Here is a 19,713-nt window from a genome sequence, read left to right on the forward strand (position 1 = left end):
CATGGTTTTCCATTTGAAAAAACGGAGCAATCATGTTAGAATAGACCTAGTAATTTTTAAAGGATAGAGGTGTTATCGTGGCTTTTGGAGATAACGGACAACGCAAAAAAACAGGATTTGAAAAATTGACGATGCTGGTCGTGATTATCATGCTTATCGTGACAGTTGGAGCGATTTTTGCTTCCGCTCTCAGTGCAATCTTTTAATCCAAACGCTTCAGGGCGTTTTTTTAGACTAGAAAAAGAGAATAGAAAAAATGAGTATGTTTTTAGATACGGCCAAGATTCAAGTTAAGGCTGGCAATGGTGGCGATGGCATGGTGGCCTTTCGCCGTGAAAAATATGTTCCTAATGGAGGTCCTTGGGGCGGTGATGGCGGTCGTGGCGGCAATGTTGTTTTTGTCGTAGACGAGGGCCTGCGCACCCTGATGGATTTTCGCTATAATCGCCACTTCAAGGCTCAGTCTGGTGAAAAGGGCATGACCAAGGGCATGCATGGCCGTGGAGCTGAGGACTTGATTGTCCGCGTACCTCAGGGGACGACGGTTCGTGATGCTGAGACTGGAAAGGTGCTGACAGACTTGGTAGAAAATGGTCAAGAATTTATCGTAGCGCGTGGTGGCCGAGGCGGTCGCGGAAATATCCGCTTTGCAACGCCTAAAAATCCTGCTCCAGAGATTTCTGAGAATGGAGAACCAGGTCAAGAACGGGAGCTTTTGTTGGAACTCAAGGTTCTAGCAGACGTTGGTCTGGTCGGCTTTCCTTCTGTCGGAAAATCCACTTTGCTCAGTGTTATCACAGCAGCTAAGCCTAAGATTGGCGCCTATCATTTTACGACCATCGTTCCCAATCTAGGAATGGTTCGCACTCACTCAGGAGAGTCCTTTGCGGTGGCGGATTTGCCAGGTTTGATTGAGGGAGCTAGCCAAGGGGTTGGACTGGGAACCCAGTTTCTCCGTCATATTGAGCGGACACGGGTCATCCTGCATGTCATCGATATGTCAGCTAGTGAGGGGCGTGACCCTTATGAGGACTATCTAGCTATCAATAAAGAGTTAGAATCCTACAATCTTCGTCTCATGGAGCGGCCGCAGATTATTGTTGCCAATAAGATGGATATGCCTGATAGTGCTGAAAATCTTAAGGTATTCCAAGAGAAATTAGCAGCCAATTATGATGAGTTTGCGGATTTACCGCAAATCTTCCCGATTTCCAGCTTGACCAAGCAGGGACTTGCGCCCCTCTTGGATGCGACCGCAGAATTACTGGATAAAACACCAGAGTTCTTGCTCTATGATGAGTCTGAAATGGAGGAAGAAGCTTACTATGGCTTTGACGAAGAAGCACCAGCCTTTGAAATTTCTCGTGATGATGATGCGACTTGGGTGCTGTCAGGTGACAAGCTTGAGAAACTCTTTAATATGACCAACTTCGATCGAGACGAAGCAGTCATGAAATTTGCCCGTCAGCTTCGCGGTATGGGAGTTGATGAAGCCCTTCGTGCTCGCGGAGCCAAGGATGGGGATTTGGTTCGCATCGGCAAGTTCGAGTTTGAATTTGTTGACTAAGGAGGCTTGCAATGGGTGATAAACCAATATCCTTCCGAGATGAAAATGGAAATTTTGTCTCTGCAGCCGACGTTTGGAATGCAGAAAAGCTAGAAGAGCTCTTTAATAAACTCAACCCCAAACGCAAGCTGCGTCTGGAAAGAGAAGCATTAGCTAAAGCAGAAGAGGAATAAGATAAAAAGCAGCTGAGCAGGAAATAATCCTACTCAGCTGCTTTTCTTTGCGCCAATGATGTATTCGTTAAGGTAATTAATCTTTGTTTTAAGCAAAAATTTTAGGACTGACTGCTTTTATTCGAGGGAGAGCAGCTATGCAGACACCTAGAACGATAAGCTTGTCTGCATAGTCAGTTAGTATTTGGACGAGGACGATACTAAGGATGGGGTTGACTCCCATTCCCCGCAGGGCTTGGACGATGAGGCTGGATCCGCTGGATGTTATGCCTCCGAAGAGCAGGACAGTTATTGCAGAGGCTACTAGGGTACCCGGAAGGGCTACCAATAGAGTTTTCCAGAGAAGACTGAGCTTTAAGCTTCCTTTTTCTTTAAAAAACCAAGCTGCTGAAAGAGCGATGATGATAGCGACTGGCGAGTAGTAGAGAGAAAAGATATCGGTTGTCATCCAGCCAATGAGGGCGCTGAGAAAGGCAACGCCGGCCCCAGCAAGAGGCCCTAAGGTCAAGCTAGCTAGAATCGTTCCAAAGGTATCTAGATAGATAGGTAATTTTAGAAATAGTGCAATATTAGCTCCCACGTAGTTAAGAGCGATACAGATAGACAAAAAGCTTAGGATAAGGGGTGTTGATTTTTTCATGATAAAGTTTTCCTCATAAAAATGATGATAGGTCTTGAGCAATCGTTTCCTTAGGTTGATTCAGTAGGATAGCTAAGAAGTCTTGGAAGAAGAGTGAGGGACTGACTTGAGTTGCAATATAGGCATTGGCTGGTTTATGATAGAAGTCATAAGCATCAACCACAGTCTGTCCAAGAGCAATGCCTTCGGTTACGACTTCAACATAGGAGTCGAAGCCCATACAAAGGTTCTCATGCAGAAAATGAGCAATAGCCAGCGGATCATTGATTACACAGCCAATGATGTGCTCGTATTCCCAGTGAAAGTCCCAGTAAAAACGCGTGATACGGCCGACAAACTCAGCTACTTCTGGCTGCAGGAAACGCATGTACTCTAATAGATTGGGGGTGAGGACGATGGCGCGTGTGACATCCAGTCCCACCATCTCGATTTTTCGGCCTAACTTTTGATAGACAAATTGAGCGGCGTGTGGGTCACACCAGTAGTTATACTCTGCTACAGGTGAGCAGTTGCCATGAGATTTGTAGCTGCCGCCCATGCTGACAAAGCGCTTGATATGTTTTCCTATTTGGGGATTTTGCTTTATAGCCATTGCTAGATTAGTCAATGGTCCCAAGGTGATAAGGGAAGTGTCCTGAGCCTTCTGGAAATAGGTAGCCAGAAATTCAGAAGCTTTCTGAGGCTGGGGCTGACAATTGCTTGTTCGATTGATTCTGCTCTCGCCTAAACCATCCATACCGTGGGTATCTTGAGCTGAAACGAAATCGCGGACTAGGGGCTTGTCTGCCCCTGCATAGACTGGGATATCTAACCGATTCAGTCTTTCTAATATTTTAAAGGCATTTTCAACACCAAGGTCTACTGGGACATTTCCAGCGACGATGGTCAGTGCTACAACTTCTAGATCGGGATGTTGAATGGCATAGATTAGGGCTAGACTATCATCTATACCAGGGTCACAGTCAATAATGACTTTTCTTTTCATGAGTTCTCCTTTGCCTATATAAAAATGAGGTTGAGACAATTGGTCCCAACCTCTTAACTGCCTGCCTAATCGAGGAGACAGCAAAAAAACTATGCGCAAGACATTTTATATACAATATAAAGGCACTTAGTTTTTTATTCTGGGAAGTTTTCGAACCAGTCCAAAACCGAGGTTTTGATTTCTCTATTTTTCTATCATAAATAAAAATAAGGAAAAAGTCAATGGGAGTAAGCCTAACATGGTCACCCCAATCTTTTTATGGTATAATGAAAAAAATAAGTAGGAGAAGTGATAATTATGGCAAAAACGATTCATACAGATAAAGCACCAGCAGCGATTGGACCTTATGTTCAAGGAAAAATTGTTGGCAATCTTTTGTTTGCGAGCGGGCAGATTCCTCTGTCTCCTGAAACTGGAGAAATCATTGGGACAACTATTGAAGAGCAGACTCAGCAGGTGCTGAAAAATGTTTCAGCCATTTTGGAAGCCGCTGGAACAGACTTTGACCATGTGGTCAAGGCTACTTGCTTCTTGAGTGATATCAATGATTTTGTGGCCTTTAATGAAGTTTACAAAACAGCCTTTACAGAAGCATTTCCAGCTCGTTCAGCAGTAGAAGTGGCTCGCCTGCCTAAGGATGTGAAGATTGAGATCGAGGTTATTGCCGAGATTCTCTAAAAAAGAGCGGGGGAAAACCACTCTTTGACAGATTCTATCTGATGAAAGGATTATTATGTCTGAGAAGAAAATTCAGCTTGTCATTGTGACTGGAATGAGCGGGGCGGGGAAAACCGTAGCCATCCAGTCCTTTGAAGACTTAGGTTATTTTACCATCGACAATATGCCGCCAACTCTGGTGCCGAAGTTCTTGCAGCTGGTCGAAGGGACTACTGACAATGATAAATTGGCTCTGGTTGTCGATATGCGCAGCCGTTCCTTCTTTTTGCAAATCCAGAACGTTTTGGATGAATTAGAGCAAAATGAGAACATTGATTTCAAGATTCTTTTCCTAGATGCGGCGGATAAGGAGTTGGTGGCTCGTTACAAGGAAACGCGTCGCAGCCATCCGTTGGCAGCTGATGGACGGATTTTAGATGGGATTAAACTGGAGCGCGAACTTTTAGCTCCTCTGAAAAATCTTAGCCAAAATGTTGTGGACACAACAGATTTGACACCACGGGAGCTCAGAAAGACCATCTCTGAGCAATTTTCAAATCAGGCTGATATGCATAGTTTCCGCATTGAGGTCATGAGTTTTGGTTTCAAATACGGTCTGCCTTTAGATGCTGACTTGGTTTTTGATGTGCGCTTTCTGCCAAATCCCTACTATAAGCCTGAGCTACGCAATCAGACAGGATTGGACAAGGATGTCTTTGATTATGTCATGAACCATGCCGAGTCAGAAGAATTTTACAAGAACCTGCTAGGCTTGATTGAGCCCATTTTGCCGGGCTATCAGAAGGAAGGCAAGTCTATCCTGACCATTGCAGTGGGCTGTACGGGTGGTCAGCACCGCAGTGTAGCCTTTGCTCAGCGCTTAGCTGATGATTTGGCTAAGAATTGGCCGGTCAATGCTAGTCACCGCGACAAAAATCGTCGGAAAGAAACGGTGAATCGCTCATGAGAAAGCCACGAATTACAGTCATCGGCGGTGGAACAGGGATTTCAGTTATTTTAGACAGCCTGCGTAAAAAGGACGTAGAGATCACAGCCATTGTCACAGTAGCAGATGATGGAGGCAGTTCTGGTGAGCTGCGGAAAAACATCCAGCAGCTAACTCCGCCAGGTGACCTTCGAAATGTTCTGGTAGCCATGTCTGACATGCCAAAGTTTTATGAGAAGGTCTTCCAGTATCGCTTTGCGGAAGGAGATGGCGTTCTAGCGGGGCATCCCTTGGGCAATCTGATTATTGCCGGTATTTCCGAAATGCAGGGCTCAACCTATAATGCCATGCAGCTTCTGACCAAGTTTTTCCATACGACAGGAAAAATTTACCCTTCTAGCGACAATCCACTAACTCTGCATGCTGTGTTTGCAGATGGGACGGAAGTTGTAGGTGAGAGCAATCTGACCAGCAAGAGCGGGATGATTGAGCGGGTCTATGTTACCAATACCTATGATGACAAGAAGCCTGCTGCCAGTAAAAAGGTAGTCGAGAGCATCTTAGAAAGCGATATGGTGGTTCTGGGACCAGGTTCACTATTTACCTCTATCTTGCCTAATCTCGTTATTGAGGAAATTGGCCAAGCTCTTCTAGACACCAAGGCAGAAGTGGCCTATGTCTGCAATATCATGACCCAACGCGGCGAAACAGAGCATTTTTCAGACAGCGACCACGTCCAAGTTCTGCACCGTCATTTAGGCAGGAATTTTGTAGATACAGTCTTGGTTAATATCGAACCTGTCCCTCATGAGTACATGGACAGTAATCAGTTTGACGAATATCTGATACAGGTGGAGCATGATTTTCAGGGGTTGCAAGAGCAGGTTCCGCGAGTTATTTCTTCGAACTTTCTGCGTTTGGAAAATGGCGGAGCGTTCCATGACGGCGAGTTGGTTGTTGACGAATTGATGCAGATTATACAGGTACGCAAATGAGCTTTACAGTAAAAGTAAAAGAAGAACTGCTGAGTCTGGCAAGCAGAGATAAAAATGAGCTGTCAGCCATGATAAAGATGTCTGGCAGTCTGGGCTTGGCCAGCAGTGGTTTGACCTTATCAGTCACAACAGAAAATGCCAAAATTGCCCGCCATCTCTATGAGTTGCTGTCGGACCTTTATCAGGTCAAGTCAGAAATCCGTCACCATCAGAAGACCAACTTGCGCAAGAATCGAGTTTATACAGTATTTCTAGATCAGAAAGTAGAAGAAATCCTTTCTGACCTGCACTTGGCTGACTCTTTTTTTGGTATCGAGGCCGGGATTGACCAGGCCATTTTGTCAGATGACGAAGCTAGCCGAGCCTACCTCCGGGGAGCCTTTCTCTCAAATGGCAGCATGCGGGAGCCAGACTCAGGTAAGTACCAGCTGGAAATTCTGTCCGTTTATCTGGATCATGCTGAGGATTTGGCTGCCTTGATGCGTCGTTTCCTACTGGATGCCAAGACCATTGAGCGTAAGAAGGGGGCTGTTACTTATCTGCAGCGTGCTGAAGACATCATGGATTTTCTCATTGTCATCGGGGCTATGGAAGCCATGGCTGAGTTTGAGTCTCTTAAGCTCATGCGGGAAGCGCGCAATGACCTCAACCGCGCTAATAATGCGGAGACAGCGAACATCGCCCGCACGGTCACAGCCAGTATGAAAACTATCAATAATATTGCCAAAATCAGCGATAATATTGGCATAGAGAGTTTACCTGTAGACCTGCAGGAGGTAGCCCAGCTTCGTATCCAACATCCAGACTACTCCATCCAGCAGCTAGCTGATAGTCTGAGCCGGCCTCTAACTAAGAGCGGTGTCAATCATCGCTTGAGAAAAATCAATAAAATCGCAGATGAATTATAAAAGCTGCTGAGCTTGAGCTCGGCAGCTGTTTTTTTATAGGCTTGTAGAATGTTTGGGTTGGACTTTTTGCTCAGGATAGATATGGTTAATGGCATTGTTGACAGCAGTAGGTGCCTCACCTAACCCAGTCGCAATCAAGTCAATCTTTCCCTCGTAGCTGCAGCAGTCACCAGCTGCATAGATACCTGGCACGGAAGTTTCTTGCTTGCTATTGACCAAAATTTTGTGACGGTTGAGCTCCAAGCCCCAATCTTTGAGATTGCCGACAGAGGATTTAAAACCGTAGTTGACAAAGAGGTGATCCAGAGGCAGAAGCTGACTTTCCTCTCCTTTGACTTGGCTGATTTCCAAGTGGGTTATCTTGCCATTTTCACCAACCAATCGGCTCGGTATAAATGGTGTCTTAATCTCAACACTAGAAGCCTTGAGTTCTTCCACACTATGCTCTAAAGCTCGGAAGTTGTCCCGACGATGAACCAGACTGGTTTCTGCAATCTTTTCAAAAGCTAGCGCCCAGTCAACAGCCGAGTCACCGCCGCCCAGAACAACAACCTTTTTGCCTGCGTACTGGCTGATGTTTGAAACGTGATAGTGAAGGTTGCTGTAGCTTTCAGCATCATCTAGCTCCAAAGCCCTTGGTTTGAAGGCACCGCCTCCCATGGCGATGATAATGGTTTTGGTCTGATGCTGAGCTTGAGAAGTCGTGATGGTGAAGCCATCATCAGATTTGGCGATATCCAGCACTGTTTCATTGAGGCAAATCTCAGTCTGGAAAGTTTCCAGCTGCTCAATCAGACGCTGTGTCAGTTCTTCGCCACTTAGATTGGTAAAGCCCGGTACATCCAGAATCTTCTTCTCTGGATAGAGAATGGCTGGCTGACCACCCAGCTGAGGCAGAGAATCAATGATTTTAACCTTGGCTTGGCGCAGATGGGCGTAAAAAGCTGCGAATAGGCCAACTGGACCGCCGCCGACAATCGTAATATCATACAGTTCAGACATAATCTTCCTCAATCTTTTTAAAATAAACTAGCATTATTGTACCACAAAAAGGGGTTGAAATGTAAGCAAATGTTTTAAAGACATCTTAAAAGCCCCACTAGGGGCTTAAAATTAGATAGCAAATAAATCATTGAGGTTTTCAGCCAACGTTGGGTGGGTGAAGATTTGCTTGCTCAAGTAGGTGTAAGGAATCTTATTATCCATGGCTACAGTCAGGATATTGATAATTTCCTGAGCTCCAGCTGAGAAGATAGTCGCTCCGACGATTTCCTTGGTTTCAGTGTTGACAACGGCCTTGAAGGCACCGCGTAAGTCAGCATTGACATGTCCACGAGGCATTGCTGCAACAGGAATCTCCTTCACTGCAATCGGCAGGCCTTGCTCTTTGGCTTCCTTTTCAGTCAATCCGATTTGAGCTAAAGGCGGTGTGATGAACATGCTGGTAGGGACGTTTTTACGGTCTTCCAGTGTGTAGCTGCCATCGCCAGCTAGATAGCTATAAAGGATACGGAAGTCATCCAATGAGATATAAGTAAACTGCAGACCGCCATTGACATCGCCCGCTGCAAATACACCAGGTACAGATGTTTCCAAGTGCTTATCGACCTTAATCGCTCCGCGCTCTGTCAGCTCGATATCTGTATTTTCCAACTGTAGTGGTTCAACATTCGGCTTACGACCGGTAGCATAGAGTAGGGCATCAAAGCGGAATTCTCCAGATTCTGTCACAACTACAACTTCGTCACCATCATTTTTGACCTGTGTGGTACGTACATTTTGTAAGAGTTTGATTCCGTCTTCTTCCATGTATTGCTTAGCTAGAGCAGCGATAGAAGGCTCAACTCGAGGGAGAAAGACAGGAGCAGCATCCAGCACAGTCACCTGACTGCCCAATTTGTTGTAGAGTCCAGCGAATTCTAGGCCGATGTTACCGCCGCCCAGAACTCCCAAGCGTTTAGGAAGTTCTTCCAGATTTTGGATGCCAGTTGAGTCATAGACGTGCTCGGTCTCAGTCAGTCCTGGAATTGGCAGGACATTGGAAACTGCACCGGTATTGATGACAATAGTTTCAGCAGTCAGTTCCTCTTTCTCATCGCCAGCTGTGATTTCGATGACTTTATTGGAAAGGAAATGAGCTTCCGCATCGATGATGTCAACACCAGCGCCACTGATTGCTGCGTAGTTCTTCCCGTTGAGACGGCTGGTTACAGCGTTCTTTTCAGCCATGACTTGATCGAAAGCCAGGCCTTTTTCAGCTGCGACAAGCAGGGTCTTGGTTGGGATGCAGGCGATATTGATACAGGTTCCCCCGTACATAGCCTTGCTTCGCTCAATCAAAGCAACTTTTTTTCCTTGGGACGCCATTTTGGCTGCCAATGTTTTACCGGCCTTCCCAAAGCCGATGACAATTAAATCATAGGTTAACATAACTTACCTCCATTTTTCAAAAAGATTGTATCACATCTAGTCAGAAATTGCTGATTTCTGCTACGCTTTTTTTCTTCAGTATTTTTAGCGCTTGTTTTTATACAGAACGTCCATTTTTGAGCAATGTTTTCGCAGTTCCAGTCAGTCTGTGTTATACTAAGTTTCGTTATTTATTTTAGGAGGACAAAATGTCTATTATTACACTTATTTTAGCAAGCTTGGTTGCCTTGGAATTTTTCTATATCTTGTACTTGGAGACCATCGAGACGACTTCTGCAGCGACAGCTCGGGTTTTCGGTATGTCACAAGAGGAGTTGGAGCAGCAGTCAGTCAATACTCTTTTCAAAAATCAAGGAGTATACAACGGGCTGATAGCTGTTTTAGTCTTGATTGCGGCCTTTGTACAGCCTAGTCCCGTTTGGCTGGGAATTTTTATGGTTTATATCATCTTGGTAGCTGCTTACGGTGCAGTGACCAGTGACCCCAAAATCCTGTTCAAGCAGGGGGGGCTGGCTATGCTGACCCTGCTTAGTTTATTTTTCTAATAGAGTGAGGAAAATTGATTTCCCACTCTTTTTTATATAATGATTGACTTTTTTGTTAGACAAGTGTAGAATAAAATTAGAAATAGCATTAATTTAGAAAGTGCGTGGGAACGATGAAAAGATCTATTAAACGTTTGCCAGACGGGGAATTTACTATTTTAAAGGTAATTTGGCAACTGCCTACCCCGACGACCTCTGCCCGTATCATGGAAAAGCTGGGACCAGACAATCACTGGAAGCCCCAGACTTTGCTGACAGTCTTGGCTCGCTTGACTGAAAAGGGCTTTTTAGAAAGTGTCCGCAAGGGGCGTGAAAGGCAGTATACAGCCTTGATCTCAGAAGATGAGTATCTGGAAGTTGAGGCTTCGGATTTCTTGAAGCGTCACAGCGGCCGTTCTATGGGCGGGTTTGTCAAAACACTCTTTTCTTCTAACTCCTTTTCGGAAAATGAATTGGATGAGCTGCGTAGTTTGCTCAACCAAGGAAAGTAGGATGGAGGGATAAGCATGAAACAGTTCCTTCTTTCTTTTCTGCTGACCAGTTTGTCGACATCCATTTTGGTGCTTTTGCTTAGTCTGCTTTTTACGGTCTTTAAGACCAAGATTTCGGTCAGAGTGAAGTATTTTATTTGGTTTTTGATATTGCTGAGTTTTCTGTTTCCGTTCCGTCCTCAGTTTGGCTCAGGCCTGATTCGGCTGAATACAGGATCGGTAGTTCAGACAGCAGTGACTGCCGCCCAGACAGGTGGAGCTCAGGGCGCTTCTCCAGCAGTTGAAAAAGCTGCCCAGACAAATCTATGGGAGGCTTTTCTGGGCCTACCTTGGTTTGAAATTCTCTTTGCCATCTGGCTGATTGGCTTTGTCTTTAGTATTGGAAGATATGCTTATTCTTATATTCGCTTCAGAAAGATGCTGAAGCGCTGGGGCACGGAGTTTCAGGACGAAGAAGCGATGGCTCAGCTGCGGGCTGTTCAGCAGGAGATGGGAGTTAAGGGTCGGATTCGTCTGCTCCACTATCCTATGTCCCAAAGTCCTATGCTGCTAGGTTTCAGAGATATTTTAATCGTGCTGCCAGAGTTGGACTACACAGAGGAAGAGCTACAGCTGATTTTTAAGCATGAGCTGACCCACTATAAGCACTGTGATGTTTTAGTTAATCTCTTGGGGATTTTTGCTAAGAGTCTGCACTGGTTTAACCCAGTTGTCCGCTTTGCCTGCCGAGAAACCCAGGAAGCAGGAGAAATGTACTGTGACTACGATGTTCTGAGCAGTAGAGATACAGAGTATCGGACTTTCTACGGTGAAACGATTCTGACCATGATAGACCGCAGTAAGAAGACCCCAATTGCCCTGACGACTTGCTTTTACTCAGACAAGTTTAATCTTAAGCGGCGGATTGTCGGTATTATGGATAACCGCCTGCCTAAGAGGTTTCTGTCTGCTGCCTTTGTAGTAGCCGTTCCTATCCTTTTGCTCTTGACTAGCTCGGTCTTTGCTCTAGAAAGTCCAGCTGCTCAACAAAGCAGACCTGTTGAAGGGCAAAAACAGTCTCAAGGGCTCAGTCAGCGTCAGGCTCTAGCGTCCGTCTTAAAAGAGCTGTCTCTTTCTGAAAAAGATATTAAAGATTTACAAATTTCGCGTGAGAAAGACAGCTATAAAATCCGCTTCTCGCACGGGCAAACAGCTCATGAAACCATTGTCAATGCTAAGGATGGAAAACTAATCCAATCCAAGCAGCATACTATTGTCGAAAAGACGGTAACGGTTGAAAAAGAAGTCAGTCCATCCTCGTCTGCTGCATCAACTCCAGCTGATAACAGCTCTACTGCAGGTGCAGGAAATACGGGAGCAGCGGGTTCTACTGGAGCTAGTACATCAACAGTTCAAACTCCGTCTCAGAACAGTTCCTCTCATACGACAGACACTGATGATTCGGACGATGATGATGACCATGATGACGATTAAATAAAGGATTCTGCCAGTTTAAGTTTCTTAAAAGATTAGACTGGTAGAATTTTATTATCTTCTCAAAGGGGGATTTGGTAATCCTCCAAGAGCAGTTTGTCATCAGTTTATCTTTATTTTAGGACGATTTTGCTTACAGTTTGCACTTCGTTTCCTAATACCAAAAACAAACTGAAAGATTATTTATCTTTTTTCTTGACATTCACAAACGACAATTGTAGAATATACTTATAAACTACATTTGTAGAATATTTTTTGAAAAATACTGCTTGGAAAGGAGAAGAAAGCAAAGCTTATCCAGACGCTTGTAGGATGCAGAGCGGAAGCTCTATTTCTTTTAAAAGTACAAACTACATTTGTAGAATCAAAGGAGAATTCAAATGAAACAAAAGCAAATCCAAACAAACTTCCAACGAATCGAAACGAAGTATATTCTTGACCGAGCAATGCTAGCTCGTCTTGAAGCTGACATGAGACCTTACCTAACCGCAGATGATTATGCGACATCAACCATTTCTAATGTGTATTTTGATAATGATGAGTTCCAGATGATCCAGGATTCCATTGCCAGAAAAGGTGGTCGCGAAAAAATGCGGATGCGGACTTATGCTGAGCAGCCGAATGATGATAGTCAAGTTTTCTTAGAAATCAAGAAGAAACGTGATGAAGTAGGCTTCAAATACCGTTTGGTTTCGAATCCTCTCTCTGTTACCAACTATATTGTAAATGGTGTGGCAGACCATACTATTTCCGATGACCGGGTCAAGGCAGAAGTGGAGCAGTTGCAGGAGCGCTATATAGACTTGAAGCCCAAAATGGTGATTAGTTATGATCGCTACTCTATGAGAGGCTTCGGAGATAAAAAGGTACGTGTGACAGTTGATTCCAACATCCGCTACCGAGATTATGATGTAGACTTGGCTTTAGGCCGCTATGGACTGCCCTTGCTGGATGACGACAAGGTGATTATGGAAATCAAGGTTCCTGGTCAATATCCTCAGTGGTTGGCTGATATTCTGAACAAATACGGTCTTGAAGACCAGTCCTTCTCAAAATACGGTAATGCCTACCTGAAAACTAAAGAAAGGCTGACTCGAACAGTCAAGGCCTGAGGAGGTAGTCTATGCTCAATCAGTTATTTAACAGTATCTACTCCTCCACGGAAGTCAAGATAAATCCTTTAGCATTGATTTTTTCACTAGCAACTAGTGTAGTCTTAGGAATTATCTTGGCCAAGGTCTATAAGCGCCAAACCATTTATACCAAGGAATTTGTCGTCACCCTCTCCCTTTTGCCAGCCATTATTTCCATTATCATCTTCTTGGTTAATGGAAATCTGGGTACGAGTGTCGCCGTAGCGGGAACTTTCAGTTTGATTCGCTTCCGGTCAGCTGCAGGTGGCTCCAAGGAGCTTCTAGCCATCTTTATGGCGACGGCTATCGGGATTACAACGGGGATGGGCTTTGTAGCACTGGGAATTGTTTTTACTCTAGCTATTTCAGGCATCTGGATGCTCTTTGAAAAGATGAGCTTTACTTCAGTCAGTCCGACCAGACGTTATGTCCAGGTTCAGGTTCCAGCTGACTTTGACTACGAAGTACTCTTTGATGCTATCTTTGAAACGACTTGTAAATCAGCTGAACTGACTTCTCTCAAGTCGGCTGAAAAGAAGTCTATCAAGTTGGACTATGTTGTTGATTTGAATCCTGACATGAGCGACAGAGAGCTCATTCAGCAGTTCCTGTTCTATGATAAGGTGCAGGACATTTCCCTTTCCAAAGCCGCTAAGAAGCGTAAAACCCTCTAAGCAAAAGAAGACCAGCTGCAGCAGAGCAGTTGGTCTTCTTGTTTGTATCATAAAAAGGAGCTACATCATACTTACAGAAAATACTTGACACTCTTTTCTATATGTGGTATGATTATATAGATTTTGGACTTGAAGGGAGTGAAAAAAATGTCAAAAACAGTAGTACGCAAGAATGAATCACTTGATGATGCACTTCGTCGTTTCAAACGTGCGGTTACTAAAGCTGGTACTCTTCAAGAAACACGCAAACGTGAATTCTATGAAAAACCTTCTGTAAAACGCAAACGCAAATCAGAAGCAGCTCGTAAACGTAAAAAATTCTAATTGAACAAAAAAGCAGACTCCGGTCTGTTTTTTGTTTTGGCTCTTTGGAGAGAAGAGGATGATCATGAGCAACAGGCAAGAAAAAAACACTGATTTTCATCAGTGAATTCTCTTTATTTTTTCTCAGCCAACAAAGCTTTGATTTCTTGCAGGACTTCCAATTCAGTTGGTCCAGCTGGCGCTTCTTCAACTTCTTCCTTCTTCTTAGCAAGGCTTTGTGCTTTTTCAGCAGACTTGACGATGAAGAAAAGAACAGTACCGATTACCAAGAAGTTAATTACGGCGCTCAAGAAGTTACCATAAGCAATTCCGTTCCATTTCAATTGAGAAATTTGCTCCAAGTTTGCAGCTTTCAAAATTGGGTTGAGGAAGAGGGGAGTGATTACGTCAGTAATCAATGAAGTGACGATTGCTCCAAAAGCGTTGGCGATGATTACACCGACTGCCAAATCAATCACGTTCCCGCGCAGCAAGAATTCTTTAAGATCCTTTAACATTCTTTCTTTCCTTTCAAGAATTTATTAATGAGATTATATTATAGCTTATTTATATGACATCCTCAAGATATTTGTTTGTCAAATATTTTACATTTGCATCATTTTAGTATAAAATATAGAATGATATTCTATGATAAATTGGAGGTATTGTCTCTTGATTGATAAAGAAATCATTTCTGAAATTAAAAACAGCGTCAATATCGTCGATGTCATAGGAGAAACAGTGGCCTTGACTAAGGCCGGGCGGAATTATCTGGGACTCTGTCCCTTTCACGGTGAAAAGACGCCCTCTTTTAACGTTGTAGAGGACAAGCAGTTTTATCACTGTTTTGGCTGCGGCAAGTCGGGCGATGTCTTCAAATTCATTGAGGATTATCGAGGCGTTTCCTTTATGGATGCTGTGCAGATTGTAGCAGAACGGGCAGGGATTCCCTTGGCTGTAGAGACAGCGGGCAATGACCGACCGAGACAAAGCCATCCGCATCAAGCTCTCTACGATATCCATACCGAGGCAGCGAAATTTTACCATGCGGTCCTGATGACGACCAAGATGGGAGAGGAAGCGCGGGCTTATCTCTACCAGCGCGGGCTGACAGATGATGTTCTTAAGCATTTTCAAATCGGGCTGGCTCCTAATGAGGGCAATTATCTTCATAAGAGTATGGCTGGCAAGTTTGATGAGAATACCATCATGAACTCAGGCCTCTTCAATCTAGCGGAGAATAATCTGGTCTATGATGCTTTTCAAAACCGGATTATGTTTCCCCTGACCAATGACAGTGGGCAGGTTGTGGCCTTTTCCGGTCGGATTTGGCAAGAGGCGGCTTCAGATGGTCATCAGGCCAAGTATAAAAATAGTCGCAGCACCGCTATTTTCAATAAAAGCTACGAGCTCTATCATCTGGATAAGGCCAAGCCGGTTATCAAGAAGAGCCATGAGGTTTATCTGATGGAAGGCTTCATGGATGTGATTGCGGCTTATCGGGCCGGGATTGAAAATGCGGTTGCCTCTATGGGAACAGCTCTGACGCCTGAGCATGTCCAGCATCTGAGTAAGTATTGTAAGAAGATTATCCTGTCTTACGATGGAGATCGGGCAGGGCAGGCAGCAACTGCTAAGGCTTTGGATGAGCTGAGAGATATGACGGTGGAAATTGTTCGGATTCCGGATAATTTGGATCCGGATGAATTTCTCGCTAAAAATTCTGAGGAAGATCTGCAGCATTTGCTGAGCAAAACGCGAATAAGTAATGTGGAGTTTCTGCTGCATCATCTGAAACCAGATAATATTGAAAATCTACAGGCTCAGATTGAGTTTGTAGAGAAGATGGCACCGATTATTGCGAAGACCAAGTCTATCACAGCTCAGAACTCCTATATTTACATGCTGGCTGAGTTGCTTCCGGATTTTGACTATCAGCAGGTGGAGCAGACGGTAAATAACAGTCGCCTGGCTGAGCGATCTAGTCGCAGTCAGGAGGCGCCCACTCATCAGTCTCAACCAGTCGTCATGCAGTTTTCGCCCTCAAACCGGCTGAGTCGTCTGATGAGGGCGGAAAATCATATCTTTCACCGCATGATACATCATCCTTTGATTTTGAACCAATACAGGCTGAGAGAAGACTTTGTATTTGACTCGGAAGAATTGCAGACCTTGTATGAGATTTTGCTGGCAAATGGTGAGGTGACACCGCAGGATTTGTCCCAGCTGCCAGATCATGTTCAGCAGGCTTGGTACCGCGTTTTAGAAGAAGACTTGCCTGATGAGGTTTTGGAAGATGAGTTGAAAGAAGTGGAAGAAACCAGAGAGCGGGAGATTTTGCGCAAGCATAATCAGTTTATTAGTAAGAAGATTCGAGAAGCCTCTCACAGCGGAGATACGGATACAGCCCTGTCCGAGCTGGAGCGCTTGATTGAGCAAAAAAGAAGAATGGAGTAGGAATGGCTACAAAACAAAAAGAAGTAACAACATTAGACGTTCAAATTGCAGAATTTATCCGCAACCACAAGCAGACAGGGGTTGCGACCGATGATGAAATCAATGACCAACTGGTTATTCCTTTCACTTTGGACGCTGATGGGATTGAGGATTTGCTGCAGCGCATCCAGGATGCGGGTATCTCAATTACGGATAAGGAAGGAAATCCCAGCGCGCGCGTCTTAAATAACGAAGAGGAAGAAGCAGAACTGACGGATGAAGAACTCCTAGGCAGCAATTCAGCCAAGGTCAATGACCCAGTCCGCATGTATCTGAAAGAAATCGGGGTTGTGCCCCTTCTCAGCAATGAAGAAGAGCAGGAGCTGGCTATCTTGGTAGAGCAGGGAGACTTGGAAGCCAAACAGCGTCTGGCTGAGGCCAACCTTCGTTTGGTTGTTTCCATTGCTAAGCGTTATGTCGGCCGTGGTATGCAGTTCCTTGACTTGATTCAAGAAGGAAACATGGGGCTGATGAAGGCTGTTGATAAGTTTGACTACACCAAAGGATTTAAGTTTTCAACTTATGCGACTTGGTGGATTCGTCAGGCCATTACCCGTGCGATTGCTGACCAAGCTCGGACCATTCGGATTCCGGTCCACATGGTAGAAACCATTAACAAGCTAGTCCGTGAGCAACGCAATCTCTTGCAGGAATTGGGGCAAGACCCAACACCAGAGCAAATCGCTGAGCGGATGGATATGACACCTGACAAGGTTCGTGAGATTCTTAAGATTGCTCAGGAGCCAGTGTCGCTGGAGACCCCTATCGGTGAAGAAGATGACAGCCATCTTGGGGACTTTATCGAAGACGAAGTGATTGAAAATCCAGTTGACTATACTACTCGTGTCGTTCTTCGTGAGCAGCTGGATGAGGTCTTGGATACGCTGACAGACCGCGAGGAAAACGTCTTGCGACTGCGCTTTGGTCTGGACGATGGAAAAATGCGGACACTGGAAGATGTCGGCAAGGTCTTCAATGTCACCCGCGAGCGGATTCGCCAGATTGAAGCCAAAGCCCTGCGTAAACTTCGCCATCCAAGCCGCAGTAAACCACTCAGAGATTTTATCGAAGATTAAGAACTGAAGAGCAAAAAGGGGCAGAGCAGGAAGCATCAAGCCGGTAATCCTAGCTGAAAGCAAAAGTCCCTCGAGCTAACTTGAAATTTCTGCTATATCTATAAGGAGGATATTGCATGTCAGAAAAAAAATACAGCCCTGAAGAAGTTGAAAAGATTAAAACGCGTATTTTGGAGAGCTTAGAGCAGGTCATCGACCCAGAGCTGGGGATTGATATTGTCAATCTAGGCTTAATCTATGAAATCCGTTTTAACGAGACCAATGGGGAGACGGAAATCGATATGACCCTAACAACCATGGGATGCCCTCTGGCGGATCTTCTGACTGACCAGATCTATGATGCCATGTCTGATGTTCCAGAGGTTACCAAGACGGATGTTAAGTTGGTTTGGTACCCAGCTTGGACGGTGGAAAAGATGAGCCGCTATGCTCGGATTGCTTTGGGGATTCGCTAAGAACTGATAGTGAGTGCTGGCCTGCTATGTGCAGGCTTTTGCTTTCTTTAGTAGATTCTGTTATAATGTTCTTATTGTCTTGGGGTCGTTACGGATTCGACAGGCATTATGCGGCACATTTTGCAACCCATCTAGCGGATGTAAAACGCCAGTTAAATATAACTGCAAAAAATAACAATTCTTACGCTTTAGCTGCCTAAAAACCAGCCAGCGTGACCCGATTCGGATTGCTTGTGTCTGATGACAGGTCTTATTATAAGCAAGCTACGGCAAAGTCTAGTCTAGGGATTTTGCAAGAGATTGATAGACTCGCTTGACTTGGGCTTGAGCTATGTGTCAAAGTGAAGTTAAACCAATACATAGCCTATGGTTGTAGACAAATGTGTTAGCAGGTGTTTGGACGTGGGTTCGACTCCCACCGGCTCCATTATTTTAAAATCTTTCTAAAACGTTGAGAAATCAGCGTTTTTTGCTTTTGTAATGTTCAGGAAATCTTGATTTCTATCTGAAAAAGTAATACAATGATGTTAGTGATGACAAAGGAAATATTTGTATTTCTATTGGGTTGATTTCATAAGTATTAAGGGAAGTTTGATATGAGTTTTTTTAAGAATCTGTTTGGTAAGAAGCGAGAGCAAGAGGAAGAGAAAGTAGAAAATGTAGAAGAAGCAGTGCTTGATGTGCCTTCTGAAGATCCTTTTCCGAGTGAGTGGGGCTCTTTCTCAACCTATATTGATGACAAGTTGGCTAGTATCCGTCTGAATCTAGCTCTTGCTAATGAGGCCCCCTATCCTCTCTATGCCTATGCTATGAGACTCAAGGTAACGCTCCTCCAGTACGATGGGGAGACGGGTTTTCCATCTAGTGATGAGTTTAAAGAGCTGAATGTGATTGAGGATCGGCTTTCTGAGGCTTTGGGCCAGGTCGGTGGTATTCATGTCGGTGTGATTACGACAGATGGAAATATTGAGTTTTACTACTATCTGCAAGACAAGAAAAGCCATCTGGAGCCAATTGCCGAAGTGATGCGCGACTTTCCAGACCGCCGCTATGACTCAGCAACCCTTGAAGACGAGGAATGGAATCAGTACTTTGACTTTCTCTATCCCAATGAATACGAGTATCAGACCATTCTCAACCAGCGGGTCTGGTACCAGCTGGAGCAGGACGGCGATGACCATAGTCAGGAGCGCGAGATTGACCATTGGGCTTATTTTGCTTCGGAGGAAGAACGGGATGGTTTCCTAAAGGAAGTCGAAGAGCTGGGCTATAGCCTCGTATCAGCTGAAAAGATAGAAGATGCTGACAAACCATATCAGCTGCATGTGATTCGTATGGATACGACGGAAATCTTTGATTTGAACCAGAATGTTTGGACTTTGGTTGAATTTGTGAAAAAATTTAACGGAAACTATGGCGGTTGGGGCTGTAATGTGGTATAATGGTTAAAGTTTTGAGAAAGCTGGGCTTTCTCTTTTGTGGAAGATTACTCAAGAGGCTTAAGAGGCTGTGTTGGAAACGCAGTAGGCGTGTAAAAGCGTGCGTGGGTTCGAATCCCATGTCTTCCGTTATAAGATGCAAGAAACGCTGTTTGGCGTTTTTTCTATTGCAAAAGGTTATGGAAGAAAGGCGAGTCTTTTTGAATATGAATATTTTTGGAAATGCTTGAAAACAATTTCAGCAAAAAAAATAAGTAATTTATTGTTCATTTTATATAATAGTGTGGTAAAATGGGATTAATGGATTTTTAAAAAGGATATAAATTA

At 44.4% G+C, this 19,713-nt stretch carries 22 protein-coding genes, 1 tRNA gene, 1 other RNA gene and 1 riboswitch; of the genes, 19 read left to right on the plus strand and 5 right to left on the minus strand.

The features are described 5' to 3' along the window. Positions 1-77 precede the first annotated feature (77 nt). The 3 genes from J1C77_RS04170 to J1C77_RS04180 are packed head-to-tail and all read left to right on the plus strand — an operon-like array spanning position 78 to position 1,740. Positions 78-206 carry a DUF4044 domain-containing protein gene (locus J1C77_RS04170; protein WP_002895969.1) on the plus strand — a complete coding sequence of 43 codons (129 nt, stop codon included), beginning with the start codon at positions 78-80 and terminating at the stop codon, positions 204-206. Positions 207-256: 50 nt separating this feature from the next. Then, a complete protein-coding gene (obgE, locus tag J1C77_RS04175) occupies positions 257-1,567 on the plus strand; it encodes a GTPase ObgE (protein ID WP_002921741.1) in 1,311 nt (436 codons plus the stop codon). Positions 1,568-1,578: 11 nt separating this feature from the next. Beyond that, positions 1,579-1,740, plus strand: a complete 162-nt coding sequence (locus tag J1C77_RS04180) for a hypothetical protein (RefSeq protein WP_002895966.1) — start codon at positions 1,579-1,581, stop codon at positions 1,738-1,740. Positions 1,741-1,828: 88 nt separating this feature from the next. Here the strand turns inward: J1C77_RS04180 and J1C77_RS04185 are convergent, their stop codons facing one another. Together J1C77_RS04185 and J1C77_RS04190 are read right to left on the minus strand one after the other, a co-directional pair. Continuing rightward, the gene (locus J1C77_RS04185; protein WP_002921740.1) at positions 1,829-2,380 is read right to left on the minus strand and encodes an ECF transporter S component; all 552 of its coding nucleotides are present in this window, start codon (positions 2,378-2,380) and stop codon (positions 1,829-1,831) included. A gap of 13 nt (positions 2,381-2,393) precedes the next feature. Continuing rightward, positions 2,394-3,365 carry a nucleoside hydrolase gene (locus J1C77_RS04190; RefSeq protein ID WP_002921738.1) on the minus strand — a complete coding sequence of 324 codons (972 nt, stop codon included), beginning with the start codon at positions 3,363-3,365 and terminating at the stop codon, positions 2,394-2,396. 120 nt (positions 3,366-3,485) lie between these two features. Beyond that, a riboswitch (PreQ1 riboswitch) is annotated at positions 3,486-3,530 on the minus strand. A 132-nt stretch (positions 3,531-3,662) separates the two neighbouring features. Between J1C77_RS04190 and J1C77_RS04195 the strand changes: the two genes are divergently transcribed. From J1C77_RS04195 to whiA, 4 genes are read left to right on the plus strand one after another with little or no spacing between them, the layout of a single operon-like run. Then, entirely contained in the window at positions 3,663-4,043 is a 381-nt protein-coding gene (locus tag J1C77_RS04195; RefSeq protein ID WP_002895964.1) for a RidA family protein, read from the plus strand. Between the two features lie 55 nt (positions 4,044-4,098). Next, complete coding sequence (gene rapZ, locus J1C77_RS04200) at positions 4,099-4,989, plus strand: RNase adapter RapZ (RefSeq protein ID WP_002921728.1); 891 nt, start codon at positions 4,099-4,101, stop codon at positions 4,987-4,989. Next, positions 4,986-5,963 carry a YvcK family protein gene (locus J1C77_RS04205; protein ID WP_002921727.1) on the plus strand — a complete coding sequence of 326 codons (978 nt, stop codon included), beginning with the start codon at positions 4,986-4,988 and terminating at the stop codon, positions 5,961-5,963. The genes rapZ and J1C77_RS04205 overlap by 4 nt, the downstream gene beginning before the upstream one ends. Beyond that, complete coding sequence (gene whiA / locus J1C77_RS04210) at positions 5,960-6,871, plus strand: DNA-binding protein WhiA (RefSeq protein WP_002912116.1); 912 nt, start codon at positions 5,960-5,962, stop codon at positions 6,869-6,871. Before J1C77_RS04205 ends, whiA begins: the two co-directional genes overlap by 4 nt. A gap of 33 nt (positions 6,872-6,904) precedes the next feature. On the opposite strand, the gene J1C77_RS04215 is transcribed toward whiA, so the two are convergent. After that, on the minus strand, positions 6,905-7,873 hold the full coding sequence (locus tag J1C77_RS04215; RefSeq protein ID WP_002921725.1) for an NAD(P)/FAD-dependent oxidoreductase: 969 nt from the start codon (positions 7,871-7,873) through the stop codon (positions 6,905-6,907). Positions 7,874-7,984: 111 nt separating this feature from the next. After that, positions 7,985-9,301, minus strand: a complete 1,317-nt coding sequence (locus tag J1C77_RS04220; protein WP_002921724.1) for an FAD-containing oxidoreductase — start codon at positions 9,299-9,301, stop codon at positions 7,985-7,987. A 188-nt stretch (positions 9,302-9,489) separates the two neighbouring features. Here J1C77_RS04220 and J1C77_RS04225 point away from each other — a divergent pair, with 188 nt between their 5' ends. The 6 genes from J1C77_RS04225 to rpsU all read left to right on the plus strand — a co-directional run bounded on the left by J1C77_RS04225 (position 9,490) and on the right by rpsU (position 13,941). After that, positions 9,490-9,846 (plus strand): DUF1304 domain-containing protein, encoded by a 357-nt coding sequence (locus J1C77_RS04225; protein ID WP_002921722.1) that lies wholly within the window; start codon positions 9,490-9,492, stop codon positions 9,844-9,846. A 113-nt stretch (positions 9,847-9,959) separates the two neighbouring features. Further along, a complete protein-coding gene (locus J1C77_RS04230; protein ID WP_002895954.1) occupies positions 9,960-10,337 on the plus strand; it encodes a BlaI/MecI/CopY family transcriptional regulator in 378 nt (125 codons plus the stop codon). Between the two features lie 15 nt (positions 10,338-10,352). Beyond that, the gene (locus J1C77_RS04235; RefSeq protein WP_002921720.1) at positions 10,353-11,810 is read left to right on the plus strand and encodes a M56 family metallopeptidase; all 1,458 of its coding nucleotides are present in this window, start codon (positions 10,353-10,355) and stop codon (positions 11,808-11,810) included. A 380-nt stretch (positions 11,811-12,190) separates the two neighbouring features. After that, positions 12,191-12,922: a polyphosphate polymerase domain-containing protein gene (locus J1C77_RS04240; RefSeq protein ID WP_002921718.1), complete on the plus strand. Its 732-nt coding sequence runs from the start codon at positions 12,191-12,193 to the stop codon at positions 12,920-12,922. Positions 12,923-12,933: 11 nt separating this feature from the next. Further along, complete coding sequence (locus tag J1C77_RS04245) at positions 12,934-13,617, plus strand: DUF4956 domain-containing protein (RefSeq protein ID WP_002895949.1); 684 nt, start codon at positions 12,934-12,936, stop codon at positions 13,615-13,617. Between the two features lie 147 nt (positions 13,618-13,764). Beyond that, on the plus strand, positions 13,765-13,941 hold the full coding sequence (gene rpsU, locus J1C77_RS04250; RefSeq protein ID WP_000048054.1) for a 30S ribosomal protein S21: 177 nt from the start codon (positions 13,765-13,767) through the stop codon (positions 13,939-13,941). Between the two features lie 113 nt (positions 13,942-14,054). Here the strand turns inward: rpsU and mscL are convergent, their stop codons facing one another. Beyond that, positions 14,055-14,438, minus strand: coding sequence for a large conductance mechanosensitive channel protein MscL (gene mscL / locus J1C77_RS04255; protein ID WP_002904176.1), 384 nt, complete (start codon positions 14,436-14,438; stop codon positions 14,055-14,057). A 154-nt stretch (positions 14,439-14,592) separates the two neighbouring features. Between mscL and dnaG the strand changes: the two genes are divergently transcribed. From dnaG to J1C77_RS04285, 6 genes are all read left to right on the plus strand, one after another. Continuing rightward, entirely contained in the window at positions 14,593-16,377 is a 1,785-nt protein-coding gene (gene dnaG, locus J1C77_RS04260; protein ID WP_312022633.1) for a DNA primase, read from the plus strand. A gap of 2 nt (positions 16,378-16,379) precedes the next feature. Continuing rightward, entirely contained in the window at positions 16,380-17,492 is a 1,113-nt protein-coding gene (gene rpoD, locus J1C77_RS04265; protein WP_002897871.1) for an RNA polymerase sigma factor RpoD, read from the plus strand. Positions 17,493-17,608: 116 nt separating this feature from the next. Continuing rightward, positions 17,609-17,947, plus strand: a complete 339-nt coding sequence (locus J1C77_RS04270; RefSeq protein WP_002921714.1) for a metal-sulfur cluster assembly factor — start codon at positions 17,609-17,611, stop codon at positions 17,945-17,947. Between the two features lie 81 nt (positions 17,948-18,028). Next, positions 18,029-18,377, plus strand: a transfer-messenger RNA (tmRNA) gene (ssrA, locus tag J1C77_RS04275). Positions 18,378-18,543: 166 nt separating this feature from the next. Further along, a complete protein-coding gene (locus J1C77_RS04280; protein WP_002921713.1) occupies positions 18,544-19,389 on the plus strand; it encodes a DUF695 domain-containing protein in 846 nt (281 codons plus the stop codon). A 38-nt stretch (positions 19,390-19,427) separates the two neighbouring features. Continuing rightward, positions 19,428-19,515: transfer RNA gene (locus J1C77_RS04285), tRNA-Ser, on the plus strand. Positions 19,516-19,713 lie beyond the last annotated feature (198 nt).

Source organism: Streptococcus sanguinis (assembly GCF_050223295.1).
Lineage (GTDB): Bacteria > Bacillota > Bacilli > Lactobacillales > Streptococcaceae > Streptococcus > Streptococcus sanguinis_X.

Coding starts and splice junctions, on each gene's coding strand:
- obgE (WP_002921741.1), top strand. CDS start 257: ATGAGTATGTTTTTAGATACGGCCAAGATTCAAGTTAAGGCTGGCAAT.
- J1C77_RS04180 (WP_002895966.1), top strand. CDS start 1,579: ATGGGTGATAAACCAATATCCTTCCGAGATGAAAATGGAAATTTTGTC.
- J1C77_RS04185 (WP_002921740.1), bottom strand. CDS start 2,380: ATGAAAAAATCAACACCCCTTATCCTAAGCTTTTTGTCTATCTGTATC.
- J1C77_RS04190 (WP_002921738.1), bottom strand. CDS start 3,365: ATGAAAAGAAAAGTCATTATTGACTGTGACCCTGGTATAGATGATAGT.
- J1C77_RS04195 (WP_002895964.1), top strand. CDS start 3,663: ATGGCAAAAACGATTCATACAGATAAAGCACCAGCAGCGATTGGACCT.
- rapZ (WP_002921728.1), top strand. CDS start 4,099: ATGTCTGAGAAGAAAATTCAGCTTGTCATTGTGACTGGAATGAGCGGG.
- J1C77_RS04205 (WP_002921727.1), top strand. CDS start 4,986: ATGAGAAAGCCACGAATTACAGTCATCGGCGGTGGAACAGGGATTTCA.
- whiA (WP_002912116.1), top strand. CDS start 5,960: ATGAGCTTTACAGTAAAAGTAAAAGAAGAACTGCTGAGTCTGGCAAGC.
- J1C77_RS04215 (WP_002921725.1), bottom strand. CDS start 7,873: ATGTCTGAACTGTATGATATTACGATTGTCGGCGGCGGTCCAGTTGGC.
- J1C77_RS04220 (WP_002921724.1), bottom strand. CDS start 9,301: ATGTTAACCTATGATTTAATTGTCATCGGCTTTGGGAAGGCCGGTAAA.
- J1C77_RS04225 (WP_002921722.1), top strand. CDS start 9,490: ATGTCTATTATTACACTTATTTTAGCAAGCTTGGTTGCCTTGGAATTT.
- J1C77_RS04230 (WP_002895954.1), top strand. CDS start 9,960: ATGAAAAGATCTATTAAACGTTTGCCAGACGGGGAATTTACTATTTTA.
- J1C77_RS04235 (WP_002921720.1), top strand. CDS start 10,353: ATGAAACAGTTCCTTCTTTCTTTTCTGCTGACCAGTTTGTCGACATCC.
- J1C77_RS04240 (WP_002921718.1), top strand. CDS start 12,191: ATGAAACAAAAGCAAATCCAAACAAACTTCCAACGAATCGAAACGAAG.
- J1C77_RS04245 (WP_002895949.1), top strand. CDS start 12,934: ATGCTCAATCAGTTATTTAACAGTATCTACTCCTCCACGGAAGTCAAG.
- rpsU (WP_000048054.1), top strand. CDS start 13,765: ATGTCAAAAACAGTAGTACGCAAGAATGAATCACTTGATGATGCACTT.
- mscL (WP_002904176.1), bottom strand. CDS start 14,438: ATGTTAAAGGATCTTAAAGAATTCTTGCTGCGCGGGAACGTGATTGAT.
- rpoD (WP_002897871.1), top strand. CDS start 16,380: ATGGCTACAAAACAAAAAGAAGTAACAACATTAGACGTTCAAATTGCA.
- J1C77_RS04270 (WP_002921714.1), top strand. CDS start 17,609: ATGTCAGAAAAAAAATACAGCCCTGAAGAAGTTGAAAAGATTAAAACG.
- J1C77_RS04280 (WP_002921713.1), top strand. CDS start 18,544: ATGAGTTTTTTTAAGAATCTGTTTGGTAAGAAGCGAGAGCAAGAGGAA.